We start from the raw sequence: 26,125 nt of genomic DNA, 5'->3' as shown, positions 1-26,125 counted from the left end.
CGGGTGGTCAGGCGGGGCCGGCGGCGGAGTCCAGGAACTCCTCGATCAGCCGGACCCACTCGGCGGGCGCCTCCACGGCGGGCGAGTGGCCGCTGTCCAGCTCCGCCCACCGCGCGCCGGGGATCAGGTCGGCCAGCTCGCGGGTGGTGCCGGGCGCGATCAGCCGGTCGTGCTTGGCGCCGATCACCAGCGTCGGCACGGTCAGCGCGGGCAGCTCGTCGCGCAGGTCGATCCGCTGCACCAGGTCGACCTGCTCCGGCGTGCCGGGCGGGATGGTGAGCGCGATCAGCTCCAGGAAGCCGTCGGTCTGCTCGGCGGTCATCCGCCGCAGGAACGGCTCGCCCAACGCGATGGTCAGCAGGAAGCGGGCCAGCTCGGCGCGGTCGGCGTCCACCAGCCGGCGCCACTGCCGCATCCGTTCCCGGGTCTCGTCGTCGATGCGGGCGAACCCGGCGGTGAGCACCAGGGCCGTCACGCGTTCGGGGTGCCGCTGCGCCACGCGCACGGCGACCGCGCAGCCCATCGAGTAGCCGACGACCGCGAACCGGTCCTCGCCTTCGGCGGTGGCCACCAGCCGGTCGGCGAGGTCGTCCAGGTCGAGGGGACCGGTCGCGCGCGGGGTGGTCCCGGAGCCGGGGAAGTCCACCGCGTGCACCTTGCGGTTGCGCGACAGCCGCGGGATGAGGGGGCTGAAGTTGGCGCGGACCGTGCCACCGGCCCCGTGGGCGAGCAGAAGTGCGGGAGTCACGTGACCGATTCTGCCGGTCGACGCGCGTGCGGCGGCAGGGGATCGCGGGCAAAGGGCAATTCGTGACCAGCGTGGATGCGGTCTTGGCGGGTCCGCCGGTGGGCAAGCGCACATGCGGACGCTTCGGTACGCCGAGAGGTCAGCCCACGTACACGCGGATCGCCGTGCCGTCCTCGTGCGTGTGCACGCGGACCAGGTCGCACAGCAGGTTCACCAGCATCACGCCGTACCCGCCGCGCGGGGTCGCGCCCGGGTTGCGCCTGCCCACCATGGGGCTCGCGATCCGGCCCGCGTCACGCACCTCGCACACCACCGCGTCGCCTTCGCGCCACAGCAGCAGCGTGCCGGAGCCGCCGCCGTGCACCACGCTGTTGGTGCTCAGCTCGTTGACCGCGAGGACCAGGTCCTCCACCTGGTCGGCGGTCAGGCCCGCCTCGACGGCGAACCCGGCCACCAGCCGCCGGGTGGCGCCGAGGGCGTCCAGGTCGAACCGGCGGGTCAGCGCGTCCGGCGGCGGGGACGGCAGCGGCCGGTTGAACTCCTCGGCGATCAGGAACGGCTCGCGGTAGCCGGCGCTGGTCCTGCGCCGCTGCCCCTCGACCACGACCGGGTGCGTGGCCTCCGCGTCGCGCACCGCCTCCGGCGCGAGGTTCGTCGCGTCGTACGGGCACAGGATCCAGGCGGGCCGGTCCTCGAACGCGGTGTTGATCATCGCTTCGTGCTGCACGCAGGCCGGGTACTCCAGCTCGGTGCGGTCGGGCCACATCGGCTCGCCGACGATCCGCACCCGGCCGGTGGTGGCGGAGTTGTCCGCGAACGCGGCCAGCACGCCCGGGATGATCCGGCCCGGGTTGCGCCCGGCACGCCGCATGTCCAGGAACTCGACCTGCTCGGCCCGCCCGCCCAGCGCGCGCCGCAGCAGGTCGATGCCCCGCTGCGGCACGGCCACCAGCACCGGCTCGCCGGCGGCGACGCCGTCGCGCACGAACGGCACTGTCCCCGCGAGGTACTCCTCGTCATCGCGGTAGAGCAGTGCCTCGTGCACGAAGTCGACCACCGGGGGAACCTCCGAACGGCTGCGAGCGGGGGGTGGGTGAACGGGCGCTGACGGGAGGGAACGATTGCTTACCGCGAGCCCTGCCCGTTCAGTATCGCGCCCGGACGCCGTCGCGGAGCGGCCTGCGCAGGCACACGCGTGTCGCCGGGTCCAGGCCGCGTGCGGCTTCCGCCGCCACGACGGCGCTCAGCCCCGGCGAGAGGTCCACCACCTCGTGGAACCCGAGTCGTCGATAATAGGGGGCGTTCCACGGGATGTCCCGGAACGTGGTCAGGGTCAGCGCCTCCAGCCCGCGCGTCGCGGCCCAGCGCCCGACGTGGTCGAGCAGCGCCGCCCCGATGCCGCGCCGGGCGTGGTCGGGGTGCACGCAGACCTGCTCGACGTGCGCCGCGCGGTCCTCGGCCGACACCTCGACCGCGACCCAGGCCACCGGGCGCGGGTCGGCGGCCACCCAGACGTGCAGTCGGACCAGGGCGCTCACCGGCGTCGGGTCGTCGTCGGCGATCTCGGGCATGCCGAAGTCGCGGAAGGGCTCGCCGGAGGCCCGTTCGATCGGGGGCAGCAGCGGCAGTTCGTCGGGCCGGGCTGGGCGGAGGTCCACCGCCGCATGATCAGCCGGCGGTGAGGTTCTCCTCAACCTCGTTCGCCAGGGCTTCGAGCAGGCGTGCCGGGAACTGGTCGTCGGGGCAGCCGTCGACCTCGAGCTCGGCGACGCTGCCCGCCGCCCCGACCAGCGAGACGCGCAGCTCGCCCCGGCAGCCGTGCCCGGCCAGCGGCGTCCAGGTGAGGAGGAGCTGGTCGTAGTCGGCGGCGAGGCCGACCTGGTGGTGCTCGTCGCCGGCGCGCAGGATCAGCACGTCGTCCGTGCGGCCGACGACCTGGTAGGGGTCGGGCAGCCAGGAGGCCAGGCGGACGGGGTCGGCGGCGGCGTTGAACACCAGGTCGGGCAGGGCGGGCACATCTCGTCTCGCGTGGATGGTCACGGCGTCACGGCTACCCCCGTTCGAGCGGCGGCACACGGGGTAACCAGCGGTCATGACGGCAGCACAGGAACCAGTGGACCCGGACGAGGTCGCCGAGGAAGCGCCGATCGACCCCACCCCGCAGGAGGTCGACGCGTACCGGTCGCTGATCGGGGACGAGATCCCCGAGCCGGAGGCGTCGCGGGAGCCGGCGGAGGCACGGGTGTCGGCGAGGGGAGGGAGGACGGGCCGGGCGGAGAGGCGCGTGCCGGAGATCCCGGAGTTCTGATCCGGGACTTCTGATCGGGGAGTGCGGTCGGGCCAGGCCCGGCGGCCCGTGCTCCACCGCCCACCCGGGTGCGGTCCGGTCGGGTCCGGCGGCCCGTCCTCCACGGGGCGCTCAAGCCCGGTTCGGCCAGGTCCGCGGCCCGTCCTTCACGAGCGACCCGAGCCCGGTTCGGTCATCCCGCGCATCGCCCGGGCCTTCACCGGGTCCGGCAGGACGCGGCCGGCCGCCGCTTGCGCCTTGTTCCGCAGCGAACCGGCCACCACGTGGTCGTCCCCGTCCATCAGCGCCTTGAACCCCTCCCGCGCGACGTCCGCCGGGTCGTCCTTCGGCCCGGTCGCGACCTTCGTGTCCGTCATGCCCGCCCGGCGGAAGAAGTCGGTGTCGGTCGGGCCGGGCATCAGCGCGGTCACCGTGACCCCGCTGTCGCGCAGCTCCTCCCGCAACGCCTGCGAGAACGACGCCAGGAACGCCTTCGACGCCGCGTAGACCGAGTGGAACGGCCCGGGCGCGGTCGCCGCCACGGACGACGTGAACAGCACCCGGCCGGCCCCGCGCTCCACCATCGCGGGCACCAACCGCTTCGCCAGGTGCACCGCCGAGGAGATGTTGAGGTCCACCACCCGCAGGTGGCTGCGCAGGTCGCTGTCGTCGACGAAGTCGCCGCCCACGCCGACCCCGGCGTTGACCGCCAACGCGTCCACCGGCCGTCCCACGTCCTCGACCACCGCGACCAGGTCCTCGTTGCCCTCGAACGTGGCCAGGTCCGCCCGCACCGGGTCCACCCGCGCCCCGCCGGCCGCCAGTTCCCGCGCCACGTCGTGCACCACGTCGTTCTCCGCCGCCACGACCAGGTCGAACCCGTGCTCGACGAACACCTTCGCCAGTTCGAGCCCGATCCCGCTGGACGCGCCGGTCACCACCGCCAACGGCCTCTCCGAAGCACTCATGGTCGTGAACTACCCGGAGTCGGGTCACCCAATCCGGTTTCACCCGACGCACGTTCGGGAACTCCTCTCGGTACCTCTAGCTCTCGGATGGTGGTGACGTATGTCCGGACGACCGGGCAAGGTCGGCGTGCTCGACGTCGGCTGCTTCAGCGCCCACCTGGTCGTCGTGTCGGGCTCGCCGCTGCACCCCGTCGTCTCGCACAAGACCCGGCTGCGGCTCGACCGGGCGCTCGACCGGAACAACCGACTCCGCCCGGAAGGCGTGGAACAGGTTGTGACCGCCGTCCACGCCGCGCACCGGATCGCCGAACGCGCCGGGGTCTCCGACCTCGTGCCCTTCGCCACCTCCGTCATCCGCGACGCGTCCAACGCCGACAAGGTCATCGCCGAGGTCGCCCGCCGCACCGGAACCCGGTTGCGCGTGCTGCCCGGCCAGGAGGAAGCCCGCCTGGCGTACCGCGCGGCGCGGCACTGGTTCGGCTGGCGCGCCGGTCCGCTGCTGGTGCTCGACGTCGGCGGCGGCACGGTGGAGCTCGCGGCCGGTGACGACGTGGAGCCGTCGTTCACGCGCTCGCTGCCGTTCGGCGCCCGCACGTTGACCCGGCGGCTCGCCTCCGACCGCACCGCGCCGCGCGACCACCGGGGCCTGGCCCGGGAACAGGTGCGGGTGCACGACCGGGTGGTGGCCGCGCTGGAGGGGACCTCGGTTCATGAGCACCTGGCCGTCGGCTGCTCGAAGGTGTTCCAGCAGTTGGCGCGGCTGGCGGGGGCACGACCGCAGCACGAGGGGCCGTTCGTGCCGCGCACCCTGCGCCTGGCCGACCTGCGCGGCTGGATACCCCGGCTGTCCCGGATGCCCGTGCCCCGGCGCGCCCGGTTGCCGGGCATCTCGCGGCATCGCGCGGAGCAGTCGTTGGCGGGTGCCCTGGTGGCGGAGGCGTTGATGGTGGCCACCGGGTACGACGAAGTGGAGATCTGTCCCTGGTCGACCAGGGAAGGGCTGTTGCTCGCCCTGCTCGGGGCGGGCGATGACGACGAGTACTGCCGGGTGGCGTGAAGGGATCGGGATGCTGGCGCTGTCGGTCGAGGCTCACCGGACGGGGTGTGCGGTGGTCGTGGCGACCGGGGAGTTGGACCTGGCGGGCGCACGCCGGGTGCTGGACCGGATGGACCGCCTGGTGAGCGAGGGACGCGACCGGATCGTGCTCGACATGTCGGGGGTCGCGTTCTGCGGCGCCCAGGCGATGAGCGCGCTGGTCCGCACCAGGGCCAGGGCACAGCGGTCGGGCGGTTGGCTGCGGCTGGCCGCCGTGCCGCCGCACGTGCGGCGGGTGTTCGAGCGGACGGACCTGGATCGGCTGTTCCCGCGCTACCCGGACGTGGCCTCGGCGGCGACCGGGCGGGCGGCGGCGAGGACGGAGGAGCGGGTGGTGGCGAGGCTGGAGGAGAAGCCGGCGGAGCGGCTGGGCGAGCAGGGCGTGGCGGGTGGCCGCGTGGTGGGCGGCGGTGTGGTGCGAGGCCGTGTGTCGCGGGGAGGCAGGGAGAGCGTCAGACCGGGCGCCGACGAGGGGCCGGTCAGCGCCGGGTGGTGACCGGCTGTTTCGGGCCGTGACCACGGGGTAGTCGAGCGGGGAACCACCGTCACAAGCGAGGTGATCCGCTATGAGCGCGAGCACGCGGCTGCCGCACCCGGTCCGCGCGGCGGCGATGGCGGTCGCGATCGTGTTCCTGGTGGTGGGCGTGCTCGGGTTCGTGCCCGGGATCACCACCCACCTGGACCGGATCACGTTCGCCGGGACCGGGTCCGGCGCGCACCTGCTGGGCGTGTTCCACGTGTCGGTGCTGCACAACCTGGTGCACCTGCTGTTCGGCGCGGTCGGCCTGGTGATGGCGCGCACGGCGTCGGCCGCGCGGGCGTTCCTGGTCGGCGGCGGCGCGGTGTACCTGGTGCTGTGGCTGTACGGGCTGATCGTGGACAAGGCGGGCGCGGCGAACTTCGTGCCGGTGAACGACGCCGACGACTGGCTGCACTTCGGGCTGGGGCTGGGGATGGTGGCGCTCGGCACGGCGCTCAAGGGCAACCCGCATGCGCGTAGTGCCTGACCTCGTCGAACCGGCCTTCCGCGGGCTGGCCCGCGCGCGGGACGCCAAGGCGTTCCACCCGCGTGGCCGGTGGTTCGAGGGCACGGTGACCACGACGTTCGACCCCGCGCTGCCGCTGCCGGTCGGTGTGACGGAGGTGTCCGGTCGGCTGTCCAAGGGCGTGGGCACCCCGGGCGGGCTGCCCGACGTGCTCGGGGTGGCGTTCCGGCTGCCGGGACCGTGGGACGTGCTGCTGTCGACCTGCGCCGCCCGCGTGCTGCCGCGGCCCGCGCGGACGTGGACCAGCGCCCGGTACGGCAGCATCGCCCCGTTCCGCTGGCGCGACCGGCTGGTGTGGCTGGCCGCCGTCCCCGACCACCACCGGCTCTGCTCGGCGGCGTTGGCCGGGCTGCCGGCCGAACTGGGCTTCACGCTGGAGGTCGGCGCGCCGTGGCGGCCGGTCGGCCGGCTCGTCGTGCGACCGCTGGACGTCGATCGCGACCTGCCCGCGCTCGACCCGGTCCGGAACCGCCCGCCCGGCCTCGACCTGGCGCCGGCGGCCCTCGCCCGGGTCCGTGAGAGGGCCTATCGGGGTAGTCGACGCGGCCGATCGCCCGATCCGGTGACTGCTCCGGACGCATGAGCGCGCACCGGCCGGGTAGTCGATGTCATGACGAGCCGGTCGAGGTCCGGAGGCCACCGCCCCTTGCTCCGCGCGCTCCCGCGCACCGCTGTCCGGATGGTCAGGCGTCCGTCGTCACCGGAGGGTGGGTCCCCGTGGCCGTGAGTCCTCACCGACACCCCTGCCGCGCGGTCGAGTGGAACGGAGAACAACCGATGCGACACGATCGCTCGACCCGGCGACGGGTCGTCACCGCGGCCCTCGCGACGTCGGCCTTGTTGCTGGCGGGCGGGGGCTACGGCCACGGTCACGCCGCTGGGCGCCAACCCGAGGGCGACGTCCTCGGCGCCGACCGGCCGGACGCGGTGAAGGACAGCTACATCGTCGCGCTGCGGGAGACCGCGGTCAGCGTGCAGCAGACGCCCGCCGTGGCGGAAGCCCTGGTCGGCACGTACGGCGGCGAGGTCAAGCTGACCTACACGGCGGCGCTGCGCGGCTTCGCCGCCACGATGAGCTCGACGCAGGCGCGCAAACTGGCCGCCGACCCGGCGGTCGAGTACGTGGAGCAGGACGGCGTCGCGCGCGCCACCGACACCCAGGAGAACCCGACCTGGGGCCTGGACCGGGTGGACCAGAAGAACCTGCCGCTGGACAAGAAGTACACCTACCACAGCACCGGCGCGGGCGTGACCGCGTACATCGTCGACACGGGGATCCACAAGGCGCACAGCGACTTCGGCGGTCGGGCCGCGGACGGGCGCGACTTCATCGACGACGACGAGGAAGCGCAGGACTGCAACGGTCACGGCACGCACGTCGCGGGCACGGTCGGCTCGACCACCTACGGCGTGGCGAAGGCCGTGAAGCTGGTCGGCGTGCGGGTGCTCAACTGCCAGGGGTCCGGCCAGTGGTCGCAGATCATCGGCGGCCTGGACTGGGTGGCGCAGAACGCGGCCAAGCCGGCCGTGGCCAACATGAGCCTCGGCGGATCGGCCAGCGCGTCGGTGGACGACGCGGTGAAGAAGGTCGTCGCGGCGGGCGTCACGGTCGCCGTGGCCTCGGGCAACGACAACCGCGACGCGTGCAACACGTCGCCGGCGCGCACCCCGGAGGCGATCACGACCAACGCGACGGACAACACCGACGCCCGGTCGTCGTTCTCCAACTTCGGTCGCTGCACCGACATCTTCGCGCCCGGCACCAACATCACGTCGACCTGGAACAACGGCGCGGAGCGCACGATCAGCGGCACGTCGATGGCGACGCCGCACGTGGCGGGCGCGGCGGCGCTGTACCTCGGCGCGAGCCCCGCTCGGGCCGCGGCGACCCCCGCCGAGGTGGCGAAGGCGTTGATCGACAACGCGACCGACGGCGTGGTCAAGAACGTCGGGCCCGGCACGCCGAACAAGCTGCTGCACACGGGGTTCATCACCGGTGGCGACCCGGAACCGCCGACGTGCGAGGGCAAGACGAACACCGAGGACGTGGCGATCCCGGATGCCGGTGAGGCCGTGACGTCGGAGATCGTGGTGTCCGGGTGCGACGGTCGTGGCACGGCGGCGACCGCGGTGAAGGTGGACGTCGTGCACCCGTACACCGCTGACCTGGCGGTGGACCTGATCGGTCCGAGCGGCGCGGTGTTCGAGCTGCGGCGTTCGGGTGGGGAGAACTCCGCGGACGGCATCCACGAGACGTTCGAGGTGGACACGTCGGCGGAGGACAAGAACGGGACGTGGAAGTTGCGGGTGAAGGACGTGTACACGTACGACACCGGCAAGATCGACGGCTGGGGGATCGCGTTCTGACCTCGCGCTGACCGCTCCACCGGCTCGACTGCCCTCGCCGGGGCAGTCGAGCCGGTGTCCGTGGGCCAGGTGTCCGGGGGCCGGGTCGGGCGTGAACGCGGTCCGCGGCGCGGTGGGTTCCGCTACCGGACAGGGACCGGTTCCGGCCGCTTTCGCGCCGGGTTGGCTGCGGTATACCGGTTCGGTGCGATTCGGGGTGTTGGGGCCGGTGGTGGCGTGGCGCGGGGAAGACGCCGTGCCGGTCGGCGGCGCGCGTGAGCGGTACGTGTTGGCGGCGTTGGTGCTCAACGCGGACCGGGTGACGCCGGTGGAGCGGTTGATCGGCGGGTTGTGGTCGCAGCCGCCCCGGTCCGCTCGCGCGCAGTTGCACAACCTGGTGAGCAGGTTGCGCGCGAAGCTGGACGACGGCGTGATCGTCACCCGGCCCACCGGCTACCAGCTCACCACGCGTGCCGTCGAGCTGGACCTGGTGGAGTTCCGGGCGTTGGCGGCGCGGGGCAGGCGGGCGGCCGAGGCGGGGGACCACGAGGCCGCCGAGGAGTCGTTCGGCGCGGCGGTGGCGCTGTGGCGCGGGCCGGCGTTGGCGGACGTGGACGACGAGCACGCCGATCCGGTCCGGGCGGGGTGGCACGAGGAGAGGCTCGCGGCGCGGGAGGGCCGGCTGGGGGCACGGCTCGCGCTGGGGCGGTACGACGAGGTGCTGGCCGACGTCGCGCCGCTGATCGCCGAGCACCCGTACCGGGAACGGCTGTACGAGGCGCGGATGGTCGCGCTGGCCGCGGTCGGGCGGCGGGCCGAGGCCTTGGCGGTCTACCGCGAGGCGTACCGGACGCTGAAGGACGAGCTCGGCGTGGCGCCGGGTTCGGCGTTGGGGGAGTCGGAGCGACGCATCCTGCGCGACGAGGCGCCTGCCCTCGGCGGGCCGTGGTGCCGCGCCGGTTGCCGCCAGGGTTGGTGACGCCGGCCGGTTGTCCGCCGCGCTGGGCGGTTCGCACCGGGACCGGGTCGACCCGTCACGCCAGGGGGCGTCGGCCCGCGAACCCGAGGTCCGCCCGGTGGTACCAGTCGAGGCCTTGGTCGCCTTCGAGCCAGCACAGCAGCACCGGCACGCCGTCGAGCTCGGACGGGAAGTCGACCAGCAGGGGCGCGAAGCCCTTCAGCTCGGCGCCGGTCGCCTGCACCGTGGTCATGAGGTCGTCCAGCCGGGCCTGCGCCGCCTTCAGCTCCGGCAGGCCGCCGAGGTCGGTGGGCGCACCGCCGCCGAGCGAGGCGGCCAGCTCGGCGGCGTCGGCCCGGACCTCGACGATCTCGGTGAGCACCGGCCGGAGCCGGGTCAGCTCTTCTCGCGCCTCGGGCACGCTGAACACTGTCACCCCTGGTCCGCCGTGATAGCCGTACCCGGACAGGCTACCGGTAGCGGTGGCGACGGTCGGCCGTGCGGCAGGCGCCGAGTCGGGGGCCACCAGCGGCCGGCGGCCCCCGACGGTCACGTCAGCGCAGCGGCGGTGAGGCCAGCTCCGCCAGTTCCAGCGCCTGCTCGGGCCACCAGCGGCCGGCGGCCGGGCCGCCCTGGCACTCGCCGTCCGACTCGCCGGGGCGCTTGATCCACAGGAACGCGTCCACCAGCGGGATGCCGGTGTTCGCCGTGGGGCGTTCGCCGAGGCCGCGGCCGGGCGGGTTGCACCAGTCGGTCTCGCCCTCGCCGGGCGTGTAGTGGCCGCGGCCGTTGCGGCTGGTGTCCAGCACGAAGTGCGTCATCCTCGACTTGAGCACCGGCATCGCGTCCAGCTCGTCGTCGGCCGGGCAGGTGGTCGCACCCTCCTCCGTGCGCAGGTAGACGCACTTCGAGATGCGCGTGCCGTACCGCACCAGGTCCTCGGTGAAACGGTAGTTCGACGTGTTGAGCGCGAAACCGTCCGCCCGCGTGACGCCGCCCCGGAGCAGGCGGTTGACGATGCCCAGCTGCTGCCGCGGCTCGCCGTAGCCCGCGTCGTAGTCGTCGAGCGCCTGCCACGCGGAGTGCCCGGCGTCGAGGTAGACGCGGGTGTGCTTGCCGCGCTTGAGGGTGTCCACGGCGTGGTTGATCTCGCGGAACCGCTGGGGCACCAGCTCTTCGTCCGGCCCGATCGTGCACCACGGCTCGCTGGTCAGCAGGGCCAGGCCGTCCGGCTCGACCACCACGACCGCCTTCTCGTCACCGATGCCGTCGGCGAAGGCGTCGATCCACTCCCGGTACTCCTGCTCGCTGCGCGCCCCGCCCGCCGACCACTGCGAGCAGTCGCGGTAGGGCACGAAGTACGCCACGAGCACCGGCACCTGGTGCTTCGCCCGCGCGGCGCGCACGACGTCGCGCACGTCGCGCCGCACCTGCTCCGCGCCCGCCGTGGTGAACCAGATCGCGGTCGGCTGCGCGGCCACGGCCGCCATCAGGTCGGCGTCGGCGGTGCGCCCCTCGGCGCGCCACCGCTCGGCCTGCCGCGCGGCGTTGCCGTCCGGTTCGACGTAGAACGACGTGCCCTTCGGCAGGTGCGGGGGTCCTGAAGCCGTCACCGCTTCCTCCGCTCCGGCGCCGCTCGCGCCGCTCAACGCGCACACCGCGGCCACCGCCAGGGCCAGCCCGACGCGCCGCTGCCTCACTCCGTTGTCCACTCGACCGCTCCTCACGGAACGCTTCCTGGGAGCGCTCCCGACCGGCCGCAAGCATGCGTCCTCATGAGCTGCATCACAACCCCCGGCCGCTATCCCGCCGGCGGCGGGGCGAGCCCGGCGGCGCGCAGGAGGGCCACGCCGAGGTGCAGGTCCTGAAGCGCGATGCCCGAGCTGTCGAACACCGTCACGTCGTCGGGCGACGACCGGCCCGCCGCGCGGCCCGCGAGCACGTCGCCCACCGCGGTCGGCCGGGCGTCCGGCACGTGCTGGAACTCGCCGATCACCACGGACTGCGCGGGCCAGTCGCAGAACAGCCGCGCGGACGCGAGCAGCTCCACCGGCAGCTCCTGCTTGCCCCTGCCGTCGGACCCCATGCTCGCCACGTGCGTGCCCGGCCGCACCCACCCCGCCTCGAACAGCGGGGCGCGCGCGGTCGTCGCGGTGACGATGACGTCCGCCGACCGGCACGCCTCCTCGGGCCCGGTCAGCACCGCCGCGAGCCCTTCCGCCGCCAGGTCGGCCACGAACCGCGCGCCACGTGCGGCGTCACGCGCCACCACGTGGACCACCGACAGGTCGCGGACCCGGGCCAGCGCCACGCACTCGTGCCACGCCTGCGGACCCGTGCCGAAGACCGCCAACGACCGCGCGTCGGGCCGGGCCAGCACGTCGGCGGCCACGGCGTCGGCGGCGGCGGTGCGGAACGCGTTCGCGAAACCCGCCTCGATCACCGCCGCGACCCGGCCGGCGGACTGGTCGAACAGCAGGATCACCGAGTTGTGCCGCGGCAGCCCGCGCTCGGTGTTGCCCGGCCAGTAGCTGCCGATCTTCACCCCGGCCGCCCGCGCGCCGGCGGCCGACTTGACCGTGAACCGGTTGGCGGGCGACGAACCGTGACCCACCACGGCCGGGAACAGCACCCCGCCGTCCGCCGCCTCCAGCAACGCCGACAGGGCGGCCTCGTAGGCCAGCTCCCGGGTCACCAGCGCCCGGGTCTCCTCCTCCGACAGGAAGATCACCAGCCGTTCACCCGCTTCCAGGTCGTGCCCGCGTCGCCGACGAGCCGGTAGGTGTCGTGCTGCGCGGCCGTGGCGCACGCGTGGTTGGGCAGCACGCGGACCCGCGTGCCGACGGGCAGGTCGGGCAGCGGGCGGTCGCTGCCGGGGCGCATCGCCAGCGTGCCGTGCTCCTGGCTGGCGTCGGTCATCAGCAGGTCCTCGAACGGCGGGCCGTCCAGCGGCGCGACGAGGCCGTAGCCCTGGTCGACCGGCTGGCGGGACGTGCCGCGGTCGCGCGAGGTGGCCATCCAGCCGCCGTCGGTCATGATCCGGCCCGGCCGGTGGCCGATCACCGTGACCACCACGGACAACGCGAGGTCGGCCACCGAGCACACGCCGATGCCCGCCATCACCAGGTCGAAGAACACGAAGTTGCCCGCGCGGACCTCGGTCACGCCGGTCAGGTCGGCCACGGCGTGCGCGGTCGGCGTCGAGCCGATGCTCACCACCGGGCACGCGTGCCCCGCCGCGCGCAGGTCTTCGGCCACGCGCACGGCGGCGGCGCGTTCGGCTTCCGCCGCCAGCGCCAGCGCGTCCCGGGTGTGGCAGAAGTAGGACTCGCCGGCGTGGGTCAGCACGCCGCGCAGCTCCGCGCCGTCGAGCGCGGCGGCGATCGCCGTGACGTCGGGGGAGCCGGGCAGCACGCCGCCGCGGTGGCCGTCGCAGTCGACCTCGACCAAGGCCGGGATCGCGATCCCGGACGCCGCCGACGCCTCCGCCACCGCGCGGGCCTGCGCGACGTTGTCCAGCAGCACCACCAGGTCCACGCCGCGCCGCCGCAACGCCAGCACGCGGTCCAGCTTGGCCGGCGCGATGCCCACCGCGTAGACGATGTCGGTGAACCCCGCGTCGGCGAACGCCTCGGCCTCGCGCAACGTCGACACCGTGATGGGGCCCGTGCCGCCGTCGAACACCAACCGGGCCACGTCGACGGACTTGGCCGTCTTCACGTGCGGGCGCAGGGGAGTGCGGTGCGCGTCGAGGTGGCCGCGCAGGCGGTCGACGTTGCGCCGCACCTTCGCCTCGTCCACGAGCAGGTAGGGGGTCATCGCTCCTCATCGGTCGGTTCGGACCGGCACGCGGCCAGGTCGGCGTAGAGGGAGGCGCGCGAGATGCCGAGCCGTGCCGCGACCTTCGGCGCCGCGCCGCGCAGGTGGAACACGCCACGCCGGTCGAGGGCTCGCAGCAGGCGCAGGCGCTCGGGTTTGCCCACCGACTTGGCCGAGGCCAGCTCCTCGGCGCGCAGCACGGCGTCGACGACCTCCTCGACGTCGTCGCTGAACGTCGTGGTCGTCGGCGCGCCGTCGCCACCGGCCAGGTCCGCCAGCAGGTCGCCGACCTGGCGCAACGCCGTCACGTCCAGGTTCACGCACAGCGCGCCGAACACCGTGCCGTGCTCGTCGCGCAACGGCATGGTGGACGACTTGACCAGCTGCCCGTCCGACGTCCGGGTCAGGTGGTTGAGCTCGTCCACCGCCTCGTCGCCCGCGGCGAGCACGGCCAGCCCGATCTCGCTCATCGCGCCGCCGACGCGCCGTCCGGTCACGTCACCGGCGACCGCGACCACCGAGTGCTCCGGCTGCCGGTAGTCGTGCAGCACGACCTCGCACGACCGCCCGAACGTCGCCGCCAACCCGGGCACCACGCCCTTGAGCGCCGTCAGGATCGCATCCGCCGTCATGCCGGCAGTCTAGACACAAAGTCCAATCTTTGGACAACCTGTCTGGGCTACACGGCCTCCGCTGCGCTTTCCGGCACCGGCGCCGAGTTCGTCCGCTGGGCCGGGATCTCGTCCAGCAACGGGTTCGCCTGGGCCAGCAGCTCCCGCGCGCCACGCAGCCCGGCGGCGATGCGGTCACGGCGGGCGCGCAGCTCGTCCACCCGCTGCCGCGCCTCGGTCACGATCCGCCGCGCGTGCTCCTCGGCCGCGCGGACCAGCTGATCCGCCCGCGCCCGGGCGGCAGCCTCCCGAGCGGCCATCGCCGCCATCGACTCGGCCCGCCGCGCGCTCATCGCCAGCTCGAAGTCGATCCAGACCTCCTCGCGCACCGCCGCCGCCTGCTCGTCCAGCTCACGCCTGCGCTGCTCGGCCTGCCGCGTGGTGGCCAGGAGCCGCTCACCGGCCTCCCGCATCAGCGTCCGGTGCTCGGCCTCGGCCTGCCGCCGCTGGGCGTCGAGCTCGGCGACGAGCCGTTCCGACCGCTCGCGCACCCGCGCCGCGGCCCGTTCCGCGGTGGCCCAGTGGTTCTCGGCGACGGCCCGCGCCCGCGTGGTGATCTCGGCCGCCTCCTCGTGCGCGAGCTCCGCCATCCTCCGCAGCCGCCCGGTGAGCGCGTCCGGGTCGATCGGCGTGCGGGAGATCCGGTCGACGTGCTCCCGCAGCACGCGGATCTCGGCGCGGGCGGTCTCCAGCTGGCGGGCGAGGTCGTCGGCCCGCGCCTCGGCCGCGTCGCGATCGACCGCCAGCACGCGGAGCTCGGCCTCGACGCCCTCGACGTAACGCCGCACGTGGCCGCGGTCGTACCCGCGCCACACCACGTCGAAGTCCGCCCGCAACGGCACCAGGTCCCCGTCCACCGCCATCGGCGCAGCACCTCCCCGTGATCGTCGCGCCGAAAATCGACAGCGCGACACACCTTCAACCACAACGCTTTCCTACCGTACTGAGACCACCAAACCCGAGGTTCGCTCCCCTCCACCGAAATGCGCAACCACCACTGCCCCGCACGGCGGCTCCCGTTCCCGGTCCAGTGGGAAGAGTTGTCCGACATGGCGAACCCGCAGCCGTTCAACGCAGGCGAACCCGCGCTCACCGGCGGCACCACGACGGTGTTCGAGGGCACCACGTTCTGCCTCTCGACCGCCGACGGCGACATCGAGCCCGGCAGCCCGCACGGCTTGTTCTTCCGCGACACGCGCGTGCTGTCGCGGTGGCGGCTCCGGCTCGACGGCGACGCGCCGCACCCGCTGTCGGTGTCGCACCCCGAGGCGTTCGCGGCCAGGTTCGTGCTCAGGCGGGACAGCACCCTGCTGCTGGTGCGGGACCGGCTGGTGGACGACGGGATGCGCGAGACGATCACGATCGACAACCTGGGCCGCGAGGCCGCCACCGTGCGGCTGGAACTGCACGTGGACGCCGACTTCGCCGACCTGTTCGCGGTCAAGGAGGGCCGGGCCGGGCGCCACGACCGCCACGCTGCCGCCGCCGGAGGGGAACTGCTGCTGCGCGACCGGGAGGACGGCTCGCGCGGCGTGGCGGTCACCGCCACCGCCGATCCCGACGTCACGCCGGGCACGCTGAGCTGGCACGTGGTCGTGCCGGCCCGCGGCCGGTGGACCACCGAGGTCCTCGTGCGGCCGATCGCGGCCGGCGAACCGGTGCGGCCCCGGTTCCACCGCGGGGCCGGCGGACCCGCCCGCAAGATCCGGAGGTGGCGCGCGGCCTGCACCTCCGTCGCCGCGAGCGACCCGGTGCTCACCGACGTCCTGCGTCGCACCCGGAGCGACCTCGGCGCGCTCCGGATCCACGACCCGGCGCGCGGCGGCAGACCGTTCGTCGCCGCCGGCGCGCCCTGGTTCATGACCCTGTTCGGCCGCGACAGCCTGCTGACCGCGTGGATGGCGCTACCGCTGGACGTCGGTCTGGCGGTGGGCACGTTGCAGATCCTCGCCGAGCTCCAGGGCACGGCGGTCGACCCGCTGACCGAGGAGGAACCGGGCCGCGTCCTGCACGAACTGCGCCGGGGGCCGGACAGCGCCGCCGTGCTGGGCGGCGACCACTACTACGGCACGGTGGACGCCACGCCGCTGTTCGTGATGCTGCTGGCCGAGTGCCGGCGGTGGGGCGCGGACCCCGACGTGGTGCGCTCCCTGCTGCCCGCCGCCGACGCCGCGCTCGCGTGGGTCGACCGGCACGGCGACCGCGACGGCGACGGTTTCGTCGAGTACCGCCGCGCCACCGACCGGGGGCTGGTCAACCAGGGCTGGAAGGACAGCGCCGACGGCGTCAACGACGCCTCCGGTCGACCGGCCGTCCCGGCGATCGCCCTGTGCGAGGTCCAGGGCTACGTGCACGCGGCGTTGCTGGGCCGTGCGGAGCTGGCCGAGGGGTTCGGCGACGAGGCGACCGCCACCCGCCTGCGCCGCCGCGCCGACGAGCTGCGCCGGCGGTTCGCCGAGGCGTTCTGGCTGCCCGACCGCGGCTGGTACGCCGTCGCGCTGGACGGTCGCAAGCAGCCGGTGGACGCGCTGACCAGCAACGTCGCCCACTGCCTGTGGTCGGGCATCGCGACCGACGAGCACGCGGCCGAGGTGATCCGGCGACTGGCCGAGCCGGACATGGACACCGGCTACGGCCTGCGCACGCTCGCGTCCTCGATGGGCGCGTACAACCCGATGAGCTACCACAACGGATCCGTGTGGCCGCACGACACGGCCATCGCGGTGGCCGGGCTGCTGCGCTACGCCCACCTGCCCGGCGCGGTCGACCTGGCCCACCGCCTGGCGGACGGCCTGCTGGACGCCGCCGCCGCGTTCGGCGGACGCCTCCCCGAGCTGTACTGCGGCTTCTCCCGCGCCGACTTCAGCCCACCCGTGCCCTACCCGACGTCGTGCTCGCCGCAGGCGTGGGCCAGCGCGGCGCCGCTGCTGCTGGTCCGCGCCTGCCTGGGCCTGGAACCCGACGTCCCGAACCGCACCGTGACCACGAACCCCCACCTGCCCCCGCGCTGGGGCGAGCTGACCCTGACCGGCCTCCGCCTCGGCCCCGAGACCGCGCGCGTCACCGCGAGCGGCGGGCAGGTCGCGGTCTCCGGCCTGCCACCCGACTGGTCCGTTGTCCCCGCCCGCGGGTTTGAGCCACCCGCCGGCGGGTGAACCCCGTCGGACGTCGTCCCGCCCTCGCCGCCGTGGAGGATCACCGTGATCGAGAAGCCGTCGAACGACGTGGCCGACCAGCTGCGCCCCGCCGAGCCCGAGCCCGACACCGGGATCCTCGACGAGGAGGCCGCCGTCGGCCGGGAAGAGGTCCCGGAGCCGTCGGAGGTGTCCGAAGCCGACCCGGCCGACGTCGCCGACCAGCGCCGCGCCGTGCCGCTGCCCGACGAACCGGACGGCGCCTGGTAGCGCGTCAGCCGGCCATCGCGTCGATCGCGTCGACCAACCGCGAGCCGTCCAGCAGCACGCGGTCGTTGTGGTCGGCTCCCGCGACCTCGACGGACCGCCCCCGCGCCGCCGCAGCCACCGCCCGGCTCTGCTCGGGCGGCACGATCGAGTCCGCCGTGCCGTAGACGACGGTGACCGGCACGTTCACCCGCGCCACGTGCCGTTCGGTCGGGAACTCGTCCAGCAGCAGCCACCGGACCGGCAGGAACGGGTAGTGGCGCGCCCCGACCGAGGCGAGGTCCGTGAACGGCGACCGCAGCACCAACCCGGCCGGCGGGTGCTCGACCGCGAGCTCCGCCACCACCGCCGACCCCAGGCTCTCCCCGAAGTAGACCAACCGCTCAGGCGACACCCCCTCCCGGAGCAGGAACTCGCGGGCCGCGCGCACGTCCAACGCCAATCCGGTCTCCGTCGGGCTCCCGGGGTTGCCGCCGAACCCCCGGTACTCGACCAGCAGCACCGACAACCCCCGCGCGTTCAACGCCCGCGCGAGCGGCACCCGCACCCGCCGATCACCGGCATTGCCCGGCGCCACCAGCACCGCCGCCCGCGCCTCCGCGACCGGGAAGTGCCAAGCCGTCAACTCCACCCCGTCACCGGTGGTCAGCACGACGTCCAGCCCACCGACCTCACCCGCAGCCGGCAACGGCCCACCGGTCGGCAGGTAGACGAGCTTGCGCTGGAACGCGAACACGCCACCGAGCACCACGAGCAGCACGACCACGACCATCGCCACCACCTTCCCGCCCCTCACCTCGACCTGGCCGCCGTCGTCGGATCGGGCCTCTGCATGAGCGTCACCGCCCGCACCGGGATGCCGTCCACCACGAGCCGCTGCGCGGCGGGCGTGCCCGCCCGACCGAGGTCGACCACCCTCACGTCCACCTCTGCCTGCCACACCCCGACGACCCGCCACATCCCACCAAGGCCCGATTTGACATGGGTTCGGGTGCTTTAGGCTGGTCGAAGCCGGCAGGCTTGGCGGGACGCTCTTCCCCGCCGGGCCTGCCGGCTTTGGCCTGCCTGGAGTGCCCGTAAGGGCCCCATGTCATATCGAGCCGAGCCGCACCACCGCGCCGCTCTCGCCCCCGCCTTCGCCTCTGCCTTCGCTCTCGCACCCGCCTTCGCCCCGCTTTCGCCCTCCGCTTTCGCCCCCCCGCTTTCGCTCCCGCTCTCGACCCACCTTCGCCCTCCCACCTCACCAGGTTGCCCGACCCCACATCACCCCGCAGCGGACGTGCGCACAAGAGACCGCCACCAGATGACAGGCTTTGTAGGGCCAGGCCGCCGCCGCGGCCCGGCCCGGCCTGGACCGCCCGGTCGGCCCTCACTTCGCCCCCCACTTCTGCTTCCGCTGCACCGCCTGAGCAGATCGCACCGGAACCCCGCCGACCGGGCGTGGATACAGTACGGGGGTAGGGTGCGCGGGTGACCCTCCGTGAGTGACACCAGTCACCACCTTGGACGTCCAAGTTGACTCAGGTACCCCCCGGGGGTATGAATATCCCTGACGGGCACGCGACAGGTGACCGAAGGGAGTGGACATGCGGGGTTACACCTCCGACAAGGACGCCGTCCTCAAGCGCTTGCGCCGGGTCGAGGGGCAGGTCCGCGGGTTGCAGCGGATGGTGGAGGACGACGAGTACTGCATCGACGTCCTGACCCAGATCGCGGCGGCGACCAAGGCGCTCCAAGCCGTCTCCCTCGGTCTGCTCGACGAGCACTTGAAGCACTGCGTCGCCGATGCCCTCACCCAGGGTGGCGAGAACGCCGACGCCAAGGTCCGCGAAGCCAGCGAGGCAATCGCCCGCTTGGTGCGTTCCTAGCTGTCCGTGATCGCCCACCCCTCCCAACCCGAACCAACCAACTCCAGGAGCACCCGATGGCCGAGTCCACTTACACCGTCACCGGCATGACCTGCGGCCACTGCGTCGCGTCCGTGACCGAGGAGGTCACCAAGATCGACGGCGTGACCGGTGTGGACGTCGACCTGCCGACCGGCGCGGTCAAGGTGACCAGCGCCGCCCCGGTCGCCGAGGCGGACGTCCGCGCCGCCGTCGAAGAGGCCGGCTACGCCCTCGCCGGCTGACCTGACCCGAGCCACCACCACGGCACAGCAGCCGACCCCGGAGCCCGTCGACCTGTCGGCCCGTCGACCGCTGCCCGGTCGACCAGCCGAACGGTCGACCAGCCGAACGGTCGACGGGCTCCTCCAGTCTCGAGGACTGACCGATGAACACAACAGCGAAGCTCTCCGCCTACGGTGCGGTGCTCGCCCTGGTCGCCGGTGGCGCCTGGGCGGCCGGTGGCGCTGTCGGTCCCTTCGCCGTCGAAGCCGCTCCGAGCGGCCACGACGGCACGTCCGGCGCTGAGGGCGCCGGGCACGGGGACGACCACAGCGGCACCGTCGCGGAGACCGCGCAGGACCAGCCCGCGGGGCTGGCGTCGTCCAGGGGCGGTTACACCCTCACGCCCACCGACACGACGCTGACCACGGGAACCGACTCCTTCTCCTTCCGCGTCCTCGGCCCGGACGGCGCGGCGGTCACCGCCTACGACGTCGAGCACGACAAGCGGATGCACCTCATCTCGATCCGGCGCGACACCTCCCACTTCCGGCACGTCCACCCCGAGATGGCGCCGGACGGCACGTGGACCGTGCCGCTGAGCCTGCCCGAGGCCGGCAGCTACCGCGTCTTCGCCGACTTCGAGCCGACCGGTGGCGAGGGGGTCACGCTCGGTGTCGACGTCAACGCGGCGGGTGCGTTCGAGCCGCGCGCCCACGAGCCGTCCCGCGTCGCCGAAGTCGACGGCTACCAGGTCCGCCTGGACGGCGACCTCGTGCCGGGCAAGGCCTCGTCGGTGCGGCTGACCGTCGCCAAGGACGGCGTGCCGGTCACCGACCTGCAGCCCTACCTGGCGGCGTACGGTCACCTGGTGGCGCTGCGCGAGGGCGACCTGGCCTACCTCCACGTGCACCCCGAGGGCGCTCCCGGCGACGGCAGGACACCCGCCGGCCCGGAGATCGCGTTCGTCGCCGAGGTGCCGTCGGCCGGTGGCTACCGGTTGTTCCTGGACTTCCAGCACGACGGCGTCGTGCGCACGGCCGAGTTCACCGTGGCCGCCGGGGGCACCCACACCGACGGGGCAGAGGAGGGGCACGGCCATGGCTGACACCCGGATCGAGCTGGCGATCACCGGCATGACCTGCGCCTCGTGCGCGGCCCGGATCGAGCGCAAGCTGAACAAGCTCGACGGCGTCACCGCGACGGTGAACTACGCGACCGAGAAGGCGCGCGTCACGTTCCCCGAAGCCATCGACCCCCAGGTCCTGGTCGACCAGGTCGAGGCCGCCGGCTACCAGGCCGCCCTGCCCGTGCCCGAAACCCCCACCGCCACCCCCACCCCCACCCCCACCGACGACGACCCGACCACGCAGCTGCGGCAGCGGTTGGTCGTGTCCACGGTCCTCTCCGTCCCGGTGGTCCTGCTCGCCATGATCCCGGCGTGGCAGTTCACCCACTGGCAGTGGATCTCGCTCACGCTGGCGGCTCCGGTGCTGGTCTGGGGCGCGTTGCCGTTCCACCGCGCCGCGTGGACGAACCTGCGCCACGGTGCGGCGACCATGGACACGTTGATCTCGATGGGCACGGTCGCGGCGTTCGCCTGGTCGCTGTACGCGCTGCTGTTCGGCACCGCGGGCACGCCCGGCATGACGCACCCGTTCGAGCTCACCGTCCAGCGCGCCGACGGCGCCGGGTCGATCTACCTGGAGGTCGCCGCCGGCGTCACCGTGTTCATCCTGGCCGGCCGCTACTTCGAGGCCCGTTCCAAGCGCCGCGCGGGCGCGGCCCTGCGGGCGCTGCTGGAACTGGGGGCGAAGGACGTCGCCGTGCTCCGCGACGGGCGCGAGGTCCGCGTCCCGATCGGCGAGCTCGCGGTCGGGGACCGGTTCGTGGTCCGGCCGGGGGAGAAGATCGCCACCGACGGCGTGGTGGCGGACGGCAGTTCGGCGGTCGACGCCGGCATGGTGACCGGCGAGTCGGTGCCGGTCGAGGTCGGTCCCGGTGACGCGGTGGTCGGCGCGACCGTCAACGCGGGTGGTCGGCTCGTGGTCCGCGCGACGCGGATCGGCGGCGACACGCAACTGGCGCAGATGGCCAGGTTGGTCGAGGACGCGCAGAACGGCAAGGCGCAGGCGCAACGCCTCGCCGACCGGATCTCGGCGGTCTTCGTGCCCGTCGTGATCGCCCTCTCGGTCGGCACGCTGGCGTTCTGGCTCGGCGCCGGCGGTGGTGCGTCGGCGGCGTTCACGGCGGCGGTCGCGGTGCTGATCATCGCGTGCCCGTGCGCCCTGGGCCTGGCCACGCCGACCGCGTTACTGGTCGGGACCGGACGTGGTGCGCAGCTCGGAATCCTGATCAAGGGGCCGGAGGTGCTGGAGTCGACCCGGCGCGTGGACACCGTGGTGCTGGACAAGACCGGCACCGTCACCACCGGGCGGATGGGCCTGGTGTCCGTGCACACCGCGTCCGGCGTCGAAGAGGACGAGGTGCTGCGGCTGGCCGGGGCTCTGGAGCACGCCTCCGAGCACCCGATCGCCAAGGCCATCGCCGGCGGCGCGGTCGAACGGGTCGGCGAGCTGCCCGAGGTCGAGGATTTCCAGAACCTCGAAGGGCTGGGCGTGCAGGGCGTGGTCGACGGGCACGCGCTGATCGTCGGCCGTGAGCGGCTGCTGGCCGAGTGGGGCGTGCACCTGGACGGTCCGCTGGCGTCGGCCCGGCGTGCCGCCGAGGAGAAGGGGCGCACCGCGGTCCTGGTGGCGTGGGACGGCGAGGCGCGTGCGGTCCTGGTCGTGGCGGACACGGTGAAGCCGACGTCCGCCGAGGCGATCCGGCAGTTGCGCGACCTCGGCCTGACGCCCGTGCTGCTGACCGGCGACAACGAGGCCGCCGCGCGTGCCGTGGCCGCCGAGGTCGGCATCACCGAGGTCATCGCCGAGGTGCTGCCGAAGGACAAGGTCGACGTGGTCGCCCGGCTCCAGGGCGAGGGCAAGGTCGTGGCGATGGTCGGCGACGGCGTGAACGACGCCGCCGCGCTCGCGAAGGCCGACCTGGGCCTGGCCATGGGCACCGGGACCGACGCGGCGATCGAGGCGAGCGACCTGACGCTCGTGCGGGGCGACCTGCGTGCGGCGGCGGACGCGATCCGGCTGTCGCGGCGCACCCTCGCCACGATCAAGGGCAACCTGTTCTGGGCGTTCGCGTACAACGTCGCCGCGCTGCCGCTGGCGGCGGCCGGGTTGCTCAACCCGATGATCGCGGGTGCGGCGATGGCGTTCTCGTCGGTCTTCGTGGTGTCGAACAGCTTGCGGCTGCGCGGTTTCCGCAGCACCGCGACGACTCGGTCGCGGTCGACCCGTGCGGCGGGGTCGACCCAGGGCAAGGTGCCCGCCGCCGTCTGACGGCGCTTCACCGCGGCCCGGAGCTGAACCCGGCTCCGGGCCGCTTCCTCCGCGCCTGAGCGTTGAACTCGGGTGTCCTGAACGTAGGACACGGGTGTTCTGAACGTAGGACTCGCGCGTTCTGGACGTAGGACTCTCGTGGTCAGGTTCGGCCGATCGCGGAGGTCGACTCCCGCACGACCAGTCGGCACGGCTGCCGGACCACCCCGGACGGCCGGTGTCCGTCCAACGCCTCGAACAGGTACCGGGCCGCCGTGGTGCCCAACCGCTCCAGGTCGAGGTCCACGGTCGTCAGCGGCGGCCGGCAGTCGGCGGCGAACTCCTCCCAGTTGTCGTAGCCGACGATCGCCACGTCCTCCGGTATCCGCTTGCCCAGGTGGGACAACGTGTCCGCGACGCCGGTCGCGATCTGGTCGTTGCCGCAGAACACCGCGTCCACCTCGGGATCGGTGGCCAGCAGCACCCGGGCCGCGTGCCTGCCCCAGCGCTGCGACCACTCGCCGTACAGCGGCCCGCCGCCCGCCGGCCCCAGGCCGTGCTCGGCCAGCACCCGGTGCAACGCGCTCACCCGGTCACGAGCCGCGCGGTACGCCTGCGGCCCGGTGATGTGGCCGATGTGCCTGCGCCGCAACGACACCAGGTGCTCCACCGCCAGCCGCGCGCCGCCCTCGTCGTCGGCTATCACCGACAGGTCCTCCGGGTCGCTCGACTCGCAGTACACGTACACGACCGGCACCGGGATGTCCCGGGTCAGCGACGGCCGGATGTCGTTGTCGTCGCCCAGCACGATGAACCCGTCGACCTGCCTGGCCAGCAGCGTGCTGATGTAGTGCCGGCGCCGGATCGCGTCACCGCGCGCGTCGCACAGCAGCACCGACATCTGCTCGTTGGCCAGCGCGTTCTCCACCCCCAGCAGGATCGGGATGGCGAACCGGCCGCCCAGCTCGTCGGTGAGCAGCCCGATGGTGCGCGTCCGCCCCGAGATCAACCCGCGGGCCAGGGCGTTGGGCTGGAACGACAACTCGGCGGCGGCACGCAGCACGCGCTCGCGGGTGGCGGGCGCGACCTCGGTCCTGGCGTTGATGGCCTTGGAGGCGGTGGAGATCGAGACGCCGGCCAGCCGCGCCACGTCGCTGAGGGTCACCGCGTCGGACCGCCGTCTGCCCATCGAAAGCCTTTCGAAACGTTTGTCGAACGTCGAATCGATCGTCGGCGCTCTTCACGACCGTGAAGTGCCATCCTGGAGCACATTCCCGAGACGCCACAAGGACGATTGCCGAAAACGTTTTCGGCTGCCAGAGTGCTGGACGAGGCACACGGATCGCGGGAGGTTGGGATGACAGTGACGTCACCGGACACCACTGCCGTGGGGGGCCGTCCCGTCGTGCCGTCGCGCGGGAAGCTGCGCCCGCTCGGCCAGGACGAGGTCCGGATCACCGGCGGTTTCTGGCGTGCGCGCCAGGACGTCAACGCCACCGCGTCCCTCCCGCACGCCCGGTCGTGGCAGGACCGCCTCGGCTGGACCGGCAACTTCACCGCCCCGAACACCGCCCCGGACACGGCCACCCGCCGCGGCCGGGAGTTCACCGACTCCGAGGTCTACAAGCTGCTGGAGGCGATGTCCTGGGAGATCGGTCGCGGCGCGGGAGCGCCCGGAGCCCGCGAAGCCCTCGACGCGCGGATCGCCGAGCTGACCGGTGTGATCGCGGCGGCCCAGGCGGCGGACGGCTACCTGCACACCGCGTTCGGTCGTCCGGGCCAACCCGCCCGGTACAGCGACCTGCTGTGGGGCCACGAGCTCTACTGCACCGGGCACCTGCTGCAAGCCGCCGTCGCCAGGGCGCGCACCGGCGGCGGTGAGGCCGACCCGCTCCTGGCCGTGGCCCGCCGCGCCGCCGACCACGTCTGCGAGGCGTTCGGACCGGACGGCACGCCGGGCGTCTGCGGCCACCCGGAGATCGAGCTCGGCCTGGTGGAGCTGGCCCGACTCACCGGCGAGCAGCGCTACCTGGACCAGGCCGCGCTCTTCATCGAACGCCGAGGCCACCGCACGTTGCCGCGCCACCACTTCGGCTGGTCGTACTTCAGCGACGACCAGCCCGTGCGGCAGTCAACCGTGTTGCACGGCCATGCCGTGCGCGCGCTCTACCTGGCCGCCGCCGCCGTGGACGTCGCGGTCGAGACAGGTGACGACGAGCTGCTCCAGACCGTCGCGGCCCAGTTCGACCGGACGTTGGCCCGACGCACCTACCTCACCGGCGGCATGGGCTCCCGGCACGCCGACGAGGCGTTCGGCGAGGACTTCGTGCTGCCGTCGGACCGGGCGTACTCCGAGACCTGCGCCGGGGTGGCCGCGATCATGCTCGCCTGGCGGCTGCTGCTGGCCACCGGCGACGGCCGGTACGACGAGGTGGTCGAACGCATCCTCTACAACGTCGTCGCCACCGCGATCGCCGACGACGGCCGGTCCTTCTTCTACGCGCACACCCTGCACCAGCGGACGCCCACCGCCGCGGTGGCGGCGGACGAGGAGCAGCTGGGGTTCGGCGGCGGGCCGAGAGCGCCGTGGTTCGAGGTGTCCTGCTGCCTGCCGAACGCGGCACGCCTGCTGGCAGGCCTCTCGTGCTACCTGGTCACGGTCGACGACTCGGGCGTCCGCCTGCACCAGTACGTCGACTCCGACGTCTCCACCCGGCTGAACGACGGCCGTGAGGTGGGCCTGCAAGTGCGTTCCGGTCTGCCGGACGACGGCACGGTGACCGTCCGCGTGACCAAGACCGACGACCAGCCGTGGTCGATCACCCTGCGCGTGCCGCGGTGGGCGGTGGGTGCCGAGCTGGTCACCACCCACGGTCGCCGGCACGTGCCGGTGGGGGACATCGTGGTGTACCGGTCGTTCGCGGTCGGCGAGGAGATCCGGCTGGAGCTGCCGACGCTGCCCCGCTTCACCGCGCCCGACCCGAGGATCGACGCGACGCGCGGGTGCGTGGCCGTGGAACGCGGGCCGCTGGTGTACTGCGCCGAGTCCAAGGTCGAGTCCGAGGTCGACCTCGACACCCTGCGCGTGGACGACACCGTGCCGCCGGTCGACACGGAGGCGGGCGTCGAGGTGCGCGCCCGGTTCGCCGCGCCCGGTCCGGACGACTGGCCCTACGGCGCGCCGCGCCCGACCGACGACCGCGCCCGGGCGAGCACCCCGCTGACCCTCGTGCCGTACCACCGGTGGGCGCGCGGCGGTCCGTCCACCATGCGGGTCTGGCTGCCCACCACCTGACGCCA

The 26,125-nt window shown here is 73.6% G+C and carries 28 protein-coding genes; 14 read left to right on the top strand and 14 right to left on the bottom strand.

What is annotated here, in order from left to right:
- Window positions 1-7: 7 nt before the first annotated feature.
- From ACQPYE_RS29450 to ACQPYE_RS29435, 4 genes are all read right to left on the bottom strand, one after another.
- Complete coding sequence (locus ACQPYE_RS29450) at window positions 8-748, bottom strand: alpha/beta fold hydrolase (RefSeq protein WP_498716018.1); 741 nt, start codon at window positions 746-748, stop codon at window positions 8-10.
- A 139-nt stretch (window positions 749-887) separates the two neighbouring features.
- A complete protein-coding gene (locus tag ACQPYE_RS29445) occupies window positions 888-1,805 on the bottom strand; it encodes an anti-sigma factor RsbA family regulatory protein (RefSeq protein WP_498716017.1) in 918 nt (305 codons plus the stop codon).
- Between the two features lie 88 nt (window positions 1,806-1,893).
- Window positions 1,894-2,406 carry a GNAT family N-acetyltransferase gene (locus tag ACQPYE_RS29440; RefSeq protein WP_498716016.1) on the bottom strand — a complete coding sequence of 171 codons (513 nt, stop codon included), beginning with the start codon at window positions 2,404-2,406 and terminating at the stop codon, window positions 1,894-1,896.
- Between the two features lie 10 nt (window positions 2,407-2,416).
- Entirely contained in the window at window positions 2,417-2,788 is a 372-nt protein-coding gene (locus ACQPYE_RS29435; RefSeq protein ID WP_498716015.1) for a hypothetical protein, read from the bottom strand.
- Window positions 2,789-2,840: 52 nt separating this feature from the next.
- On the opposite strand from ACQPYE_RS29435, the gene ACQPYE_RS29430 reads away from it, so the two are divergent.
- Window positions 2,841-3,056 (top strand): hypothetical protein, encoded by a 216-nt coding sequence (locus tag ACQPYE_RS29430; RefSeq protein WP_498716013.1) that lies wholly within the window; start codon window positions 2,841-2,843, stop codon window positions 3,054-3,056.
- Window positions 3,057-3,202: 146 nt separating this feature from the next.
- Here the strand turns inward: ACQPYE_RS29430 and ACQPYE_RS29425 are convergent, their stop codons facing one another.
- On the bottom strand, window positions 3,203-4,003 hold the full coding sequence (locus ACQPYE_RS29425; RefSeq protein ID WP_498716012.1) for an SDR family NAD(P)-dependent oxidoreductase: 801 nt from the start codon (window positions 4,001-4,003) through the stop codon (window positions 3,203-3,205).
- Window positions 4,004-4,103: 100 nt separating this feature from the next.
- On the opposite strand from ACQPYE_RS29425, the gene ACQPYE_RS29420 reads away from it, so the two are divergent.
- The 6 genes from ACQPYE_RS29420 to ACQPYE_RS29395 all read left to right on the top strand — a co-directional run bounded on the left by ACQPYE_RS29420 (window position 4,104) and on the right by ACQPYE_RS29395 (window position 9,470).
- Complete coding sequence (locus ACQPYE_RS29420) at window positions 4,104-5,060, top strand: Ppx/GppA phosphatase family protein (protein ID WP_498716010.1); 957 nt, start codon at window positions 4,104-4,106, stop codon at window positions 5,058-5,060.
- Window positions 5,061-5,070: 10 nt separating this feature from the next.
- Entirely contained in the window at window positions 5,071-5,595 is a 525-nt protein-coding gene (locus ACQPYE_RS29415) for an STAS domain-containing protein (RefSeq protein WP_498716008.1), read from the top strand.
- Window positions 5,596-5,665: 70 nt separating this feature from the next.
- Window positions 5,666-6,106 (top strand): DUF4383 domain-containing protein, encoded by a 441-nt coding sequence (locus ACQPYE_RS29410; protein ID WP_498716007.1) that lies wholly within the window; start codon window positions 5,666-5,668, stop codon window positions 6,104-6,106.
- Window positions 6,090-6,728 carry a hypothetical protein gene (locus ACQPYE_RS29405; RefSeq protein WP_498716006.1) on the top strand — a complete coding sequence of 213 codons (639 nt, stop codon included), beginning with the start codon at window positions 6,090-6,092 and terminating at the stop codon, window positions 6,726-6,728. The genes ACQPYE_RS29410 and ACQPYE_RS29405 overlap by 17 nt, the downstream gene beginning before the upstream one ends.
- Before the next feature lie 194 nt (window positions 6,729-6,922).
- A complete protein-coding gene (locus ACQPYE_RS29400) occupies window positions 6,923-8,512 on the top strand; it encodes a S8 family peptidase (protein WP_498716004.1) in 1,590 nt (529 codons plus the stop codon).
- Between the two features lie 184 nt (window positions 8,513-8,696).
- Window positions 8,697-9,470: an AfsR/SARP family transcriptional regulator gene (locus tag ACQPYE_RS29395; RefSeq protein ID WP_498716002.1), complete on the top strand. Its 774-nt coding sequence runs from the start codon at window positions 8,697-8,699 to the stop codon at window positions 9,468-9,470.
- 55 nt (window positions 9,471-9,525) lie between these two features.
- On the opposite strand, the gene ACQPYE_RS29390 is transcribed toward ACQPYE_RS29395, so the two are convergent.
- From ACQPYE_RS29390 to ACQPYE_RS29365, 6 genes are all read right to left on the bottom strand, one after another.
- On the bottom strand, window positions 9,526-9,879 hold the full coding sequence (locus ACQPYE_RS29390; protein ID WP_498723008.1) for a DUF2203 domain-containing protein: 354 nt from the start codon (window positions 9,877-9,879) through the stop codon (window positions 9,526-9,528).
- Between the two features lie 124 nt (window positions 9,880-10,003).
- Window positions 10,004-11,161, bottom strand: a complete 1,158-nt coding sequence (locus tag ACQPYE_RS29385) for a glycoside hydrolase family 6 protein (RefSeq protein WP_498716001.1) — start codon at window positions 11,159-11,161, stop codon at window positions 10,004-10,006.
- Between the two features lie 89 nt (window positions 11,162-11,250).
- Window positions 11,251-12,180: an ornithine cyclodeaminase family protein gene (locus ACQPYE_RS29380; protein ID WP_498715999.1), complete on the bottom strand. Its 930-nt coding sequence runs from the start codon at window positions 12,178-12,180 to the stop codon at window positions 11,251-11,253.
- Window positions 12,177-13,268, bottom strand: coding sequence for an alanine racemase (locus tag ACQPYE_RS29375; protein ID WP_498715998.1), 1,092 nt, complete (start codon window positions 13,266-13,268; stop codon window positions 12,177-12,179). The genes ACQPYE_RS29380 and ACQPYE_RS29375 overlap by 4 nt, the downstream gene beginning before the upstream one ends.
- Window positions 13,265-13,900 carry a helix-turn-helix transcriptional regulator gene (locus tag ACQPYE_RS29370; RefSeq protein WP_498715997.1) on the bottom strand — a complete coding sequence of 212 codons (636 nt, stop codon included), beginning with the start codon at window positions 13,898-13,900 and terminating at the stop codon, window positions 13,265-13,267. The genes ACQPYE_RS29375 and ACQPYE_RS29370 overlap by 4 nt, the downstream gene beginning before the upstream one ends.
- A 47-nt stretch (window positions 13,901-13,947) precedes the next feature.
- Complete coding sequence (locus tag ACQPYE_RS29365; RefSeq protein ID WP_498715996.1) at window positions 13,948-14,802, bottom strand: hypothetical protein; 855 nt, start codon at window positions 14,800-14,802, stop codon at window positions 13,948-13,950.
- A gap of 186 nt (window positions 14,803-14,988) precedes the next feature.
- Here ACQPYE_RS29365 and ACQPYE_RS29360 point away from each other — a divergent pair, with 186 nt between their 5' ends.
- Both ACQPYE_RS29360 and ACQPYE_RS29355 read left to right on the top strand, forming a co-directional pair.
- Window positions 14,989-17,094: an amylo-alpha-1,6-glucosidase gene (locus tag ACQPYE_RS29360; RefSeq protein WP_498715994.1), complete on the top strand. Its 2,106-nt coding sequence runs from the start codon at window positions 14,989-14,991 to the stop codon at window positions 17,092-17,094.
- Window positions 17,095-17,139: 45 nt separating this feature from the next.
- Window positions 17,140-17,343 (top strand): Rv3202a family protein, encoded by a 204-nt coding sequence (locus tag ACQPYE_RS29355; RefSeq protein WP_498715992.1) that lies wholly within the window; start codon window positions 17,140-17,142, stop codon window positions 17,341-17,343.
- Between the two features lie 4 nt (window positions 17,344-17,347).
- Here the strand turns inward: ACQPYE_RS29355 and ACQPYE_RS29350 are convergent, their stop codons facing one another.
- The gene (locus tag ACQPYE_RS29350) at window positions 17,348-18,112 is read right to left on the bottom strand and encodes an alpha/beta hydrolase (RefSeq protein ID WP_498715990.1); all 765 of its coding nucleotides are present in this window, start codon (window positions 18,110-18,112) and stop codon (window positions 17,348-17,350) included.
- A 20-nt stretch (window positions 18,113-18,132) separates the two neighbouring features.
- Entirely contained in the window at window positions 18,133-18,261 is a 129-nt protein-coding gene (locus ACQPYE_RS29345) for a hypothetical protein (protein ID WP_498715988.1), read from the bottom strand.
- A gap of 665 nt (window positions 18,262-18,926) precedes the next feature.
- Between ACQPYE_RS29345 and ACQPYE_RS29340 the strand changes: the two genes are divergently transcribed.
- The 4 genes from ACQPYE_RS29340 to ACQPYE_RS29325 all read left to right on the top strand — a co-directional run bounded on the left by ACQPYE_RS29340 (window position 18,927) and on the right by ACQPYE_RS29325 (window position 22,846).
- Window positions 18,927-19,208 (top strand): metal-sensitive transcriptional regulator, encoded by a 282-nt coding sequence (locus ACQPYE_RS29340; protein ID WP_498715987.1) that lies wholly within the window; start codon window positions 18,927-18,929, stop codon window positions 19,206-19,208.
- A gap of 56 nt (window positions 19,209-19,264) precedes the next feature.
- Window positions 19,265-19,471: a heavy-metal-associated domain-containing protein gene (locus ACQPYE_RS29335; protein ID WP_077005321.1), complete on the top strand. Its 207-nt coding sequence runs from the start codon at window positions 19,265-19,267 to the stop codon at window positions 19,469-19,471.
- Window positions 19,472-19,614: 143 nt separating this feature from the next.
- Window positions 19,615-20,556, top strand: coding sequence for a DUF8832 domain-containing protein (locus ACQPYE_RS29330; RefSeq protein ID WP_498715985.1), 942 nt, complete (start codon window positions 19,615-19,617; stop codon window positions 20,554-20,556).
- Entirely contained in the window at window positions 20,549-22,846 is a 2,298-nt protein-coding gene (locus ACQPYE_RS29325; RefSeq protein ID WP_498715983.1) for a heavy metal translocating P-type ATPase, read from the top strand. The genes ACQPYE_RS29330 and ACQPYE_RS29325 overlap by 8 nt, the downstream gene beginning before the upstream one ends.
- Window positions 22,847-22,988: 142 nt before the next feature.
- Here the strand turns inward: ACQPYE_RS29325 and ACQPYE_RS29320 are convergent, their stop codons facing one another.
- A complete protein-coding gene (locus ACQPYE_RS29320; RefSeq protein WP_498715980.1) occupies window positions 22,989-24,014 on the bottom strand; it encodes a LacI family DNA-binding transcriptional regulator in 1,026 nt (341 codons plus the stop codon).
- A gap of 168 nt (window positions 24,015-24,182) precedes the next feature.
- Here ACQPYE_RS29320 and ACQPYE_RS29315 point away from each other — a divergent pair, with 168 nt between their 5' ends.
- The gene (locus ACQPYE_RS29315; RefSeq protein ID WP_498715978.1) at window positions 24,183-26,120 is read left to right on the top strand and encodes a glycoside hydrolase family 127 protein; all 1,938 of its coding nucleotides are present in this window, start codon (window positions 24,183-24,185) and stop codon (window positions 26,118-26,120) included.
- Window positions 26,121-26,125: the final 5 nt, after the last annotated feature.

The sequence above is a fragment of the Actinosynnema sp. CA-299493 genome (assembly GCF_050946825.1).
Taxonomy (GTDB): Bacteria; Actinomycetota; Actinomycetes; order Mycobacteriales; family Pseudonocardiaceae; genus Actinosynnema.
The sequence above is the reverse complement of the archived record's forward strand: the minus strand, read 5'-3'. Positions and strand labels throughout refer to the sequence as shown.

Excerpts from the sequence above, each read along its gene's own strand:
- ACQPYE_RS29350 (WP_498715990.1), bottom strand. The coding sequence starts at position 18,112 with ATGGTCGTGGTCGTGCTGCTCGTGGTGCTCGGTGGCGTGTTCGCGTTC.
- ACQPYE_RS29410 (WP_498716007.1), top strand. The coding sequence starts at position 5,666 with ATGAGCGCGAGCACGCGGCTGCCGCACCCGGTCCGCGCGGCGGCGATG.
- ACQPYE_RS29340 (WP_498715987.1), top strand. The coding sequence starts at position 18,927 with ATGCGGGGTTACACCTCCGACAAGGACGCCGTCCTCAAGCGCTTGCGC.
- ACQPYE_RS29370 (WP_498715997.1), bottom strand. The coding sequence starts at position 13,900 with ATGACGGCGGATGCGATCCTGACGGCGCTCAAGGGCGTGGTGCCCGGG.
- ACQPYE_RS29315 (WP_498715978.1), top strand. The coding sequence starts at position 24,183 with ATGACAGTGACGTCACCGGACACCACTGCCGTGGGGGGCCGTCCCGTC.
- ACQPYE_RS29405 (WP_498716006.1), top strand. The coding sequence starts at position 6,090 with ATGCGCGTAGTGCCTGACCTCGTCGAACCGGCCTTCCGCGGGCTGGCC.
- ACQPYE_RS29420 (WP_498716010.1), top strand. The coding sequence starts at position 4,104 with ATGTCCGGACGACCGGGCAAGGTCGGCGTGCTCGACGTCGGCTGCTTC.
- ACQPYE_RS29365 (WP_498715996.1), bottom strand. The coding sequence starts at position 14,802 with ATGGCGGTGGACGGGGACCTGGTGCCGTTGCGGGCGGACTTCGACGTG.
- ACQPYE_RS29320 (WP_498715980.1), bottom strand. The coding sequence starts at position 24,014 with ATGGGCAGACGGCGGTCCGACGCGGTGACCCTCAGCGACGTGGCGCGG.
- ACQPYE_RS29335 (WP_077005321.1), top strand. The coding sequence starts at position 19,265 with ATGGCCGAGTCCACTTACACCGTCACCGGCATGACCTGCGGCCACTGC.
- ACQPYE_RS29425 (WP_498716012.1), bottom strand. The coding sequence starts at position 4,003 with ATGAGTGCTTCGGAGAGGCCGTTGGCGGTGGTGACCGGCGCGTCCAGC.
- ACQPYE_RS29375 (WP_498715998.1), bottom strand. The coding sequence starts at position 13,268 with ATGACCCCCTACCTGCTCGTGGACGAGGCGAAGGTGCGGCGCAACGTC.
- ACQPYE_RS29325 (WP_498715983.1), top strand. The coding sequence starts at position 20,549 with ATGGCTGACACCCGGATCGAGCTGGCGATCACCGGCATGACCTGCGCC.
- ACQPYE_RS29360 (WP_498715994.1), top strand. The coding sequence starts at position 14,989 with ATGGCGAACCCGCAGCCGTTCAACGCAGGCGAACCCGCGCTCACCGGC.
- ACQPYE_RS29430 (WP_498716013.1), top strand. The coding sequence starts at position 2,841 with ATGACGGCAGCACAGGAACCAGTGGACCCGGACGAGGTCGCCGAGGAA.
- ACQPYE_RS29415 (WP_498716008.1), top strand. The coding sequence starts at position 5,071 with ATGCTGGCGCTGTCGGTCGAGGCTCACCGGACGGGGTGTGCGGTGGTC.
- ACQPYE_RS29400 (WP_498716004.1), top strand. The coding sequence starts at position 6,923 with ATGCGACACGATCGCTCGACCCGGCGACGGGTCGTCACCGCGGCCCTC.
- ACQPYE_RS29330 (WP_498715985.1), top strand. The coding sequence starts at position 19,615 with ATGAACACAACAGCGAAGCTCTCCGCCTACGGTGCGGTGCTCGCCCTG.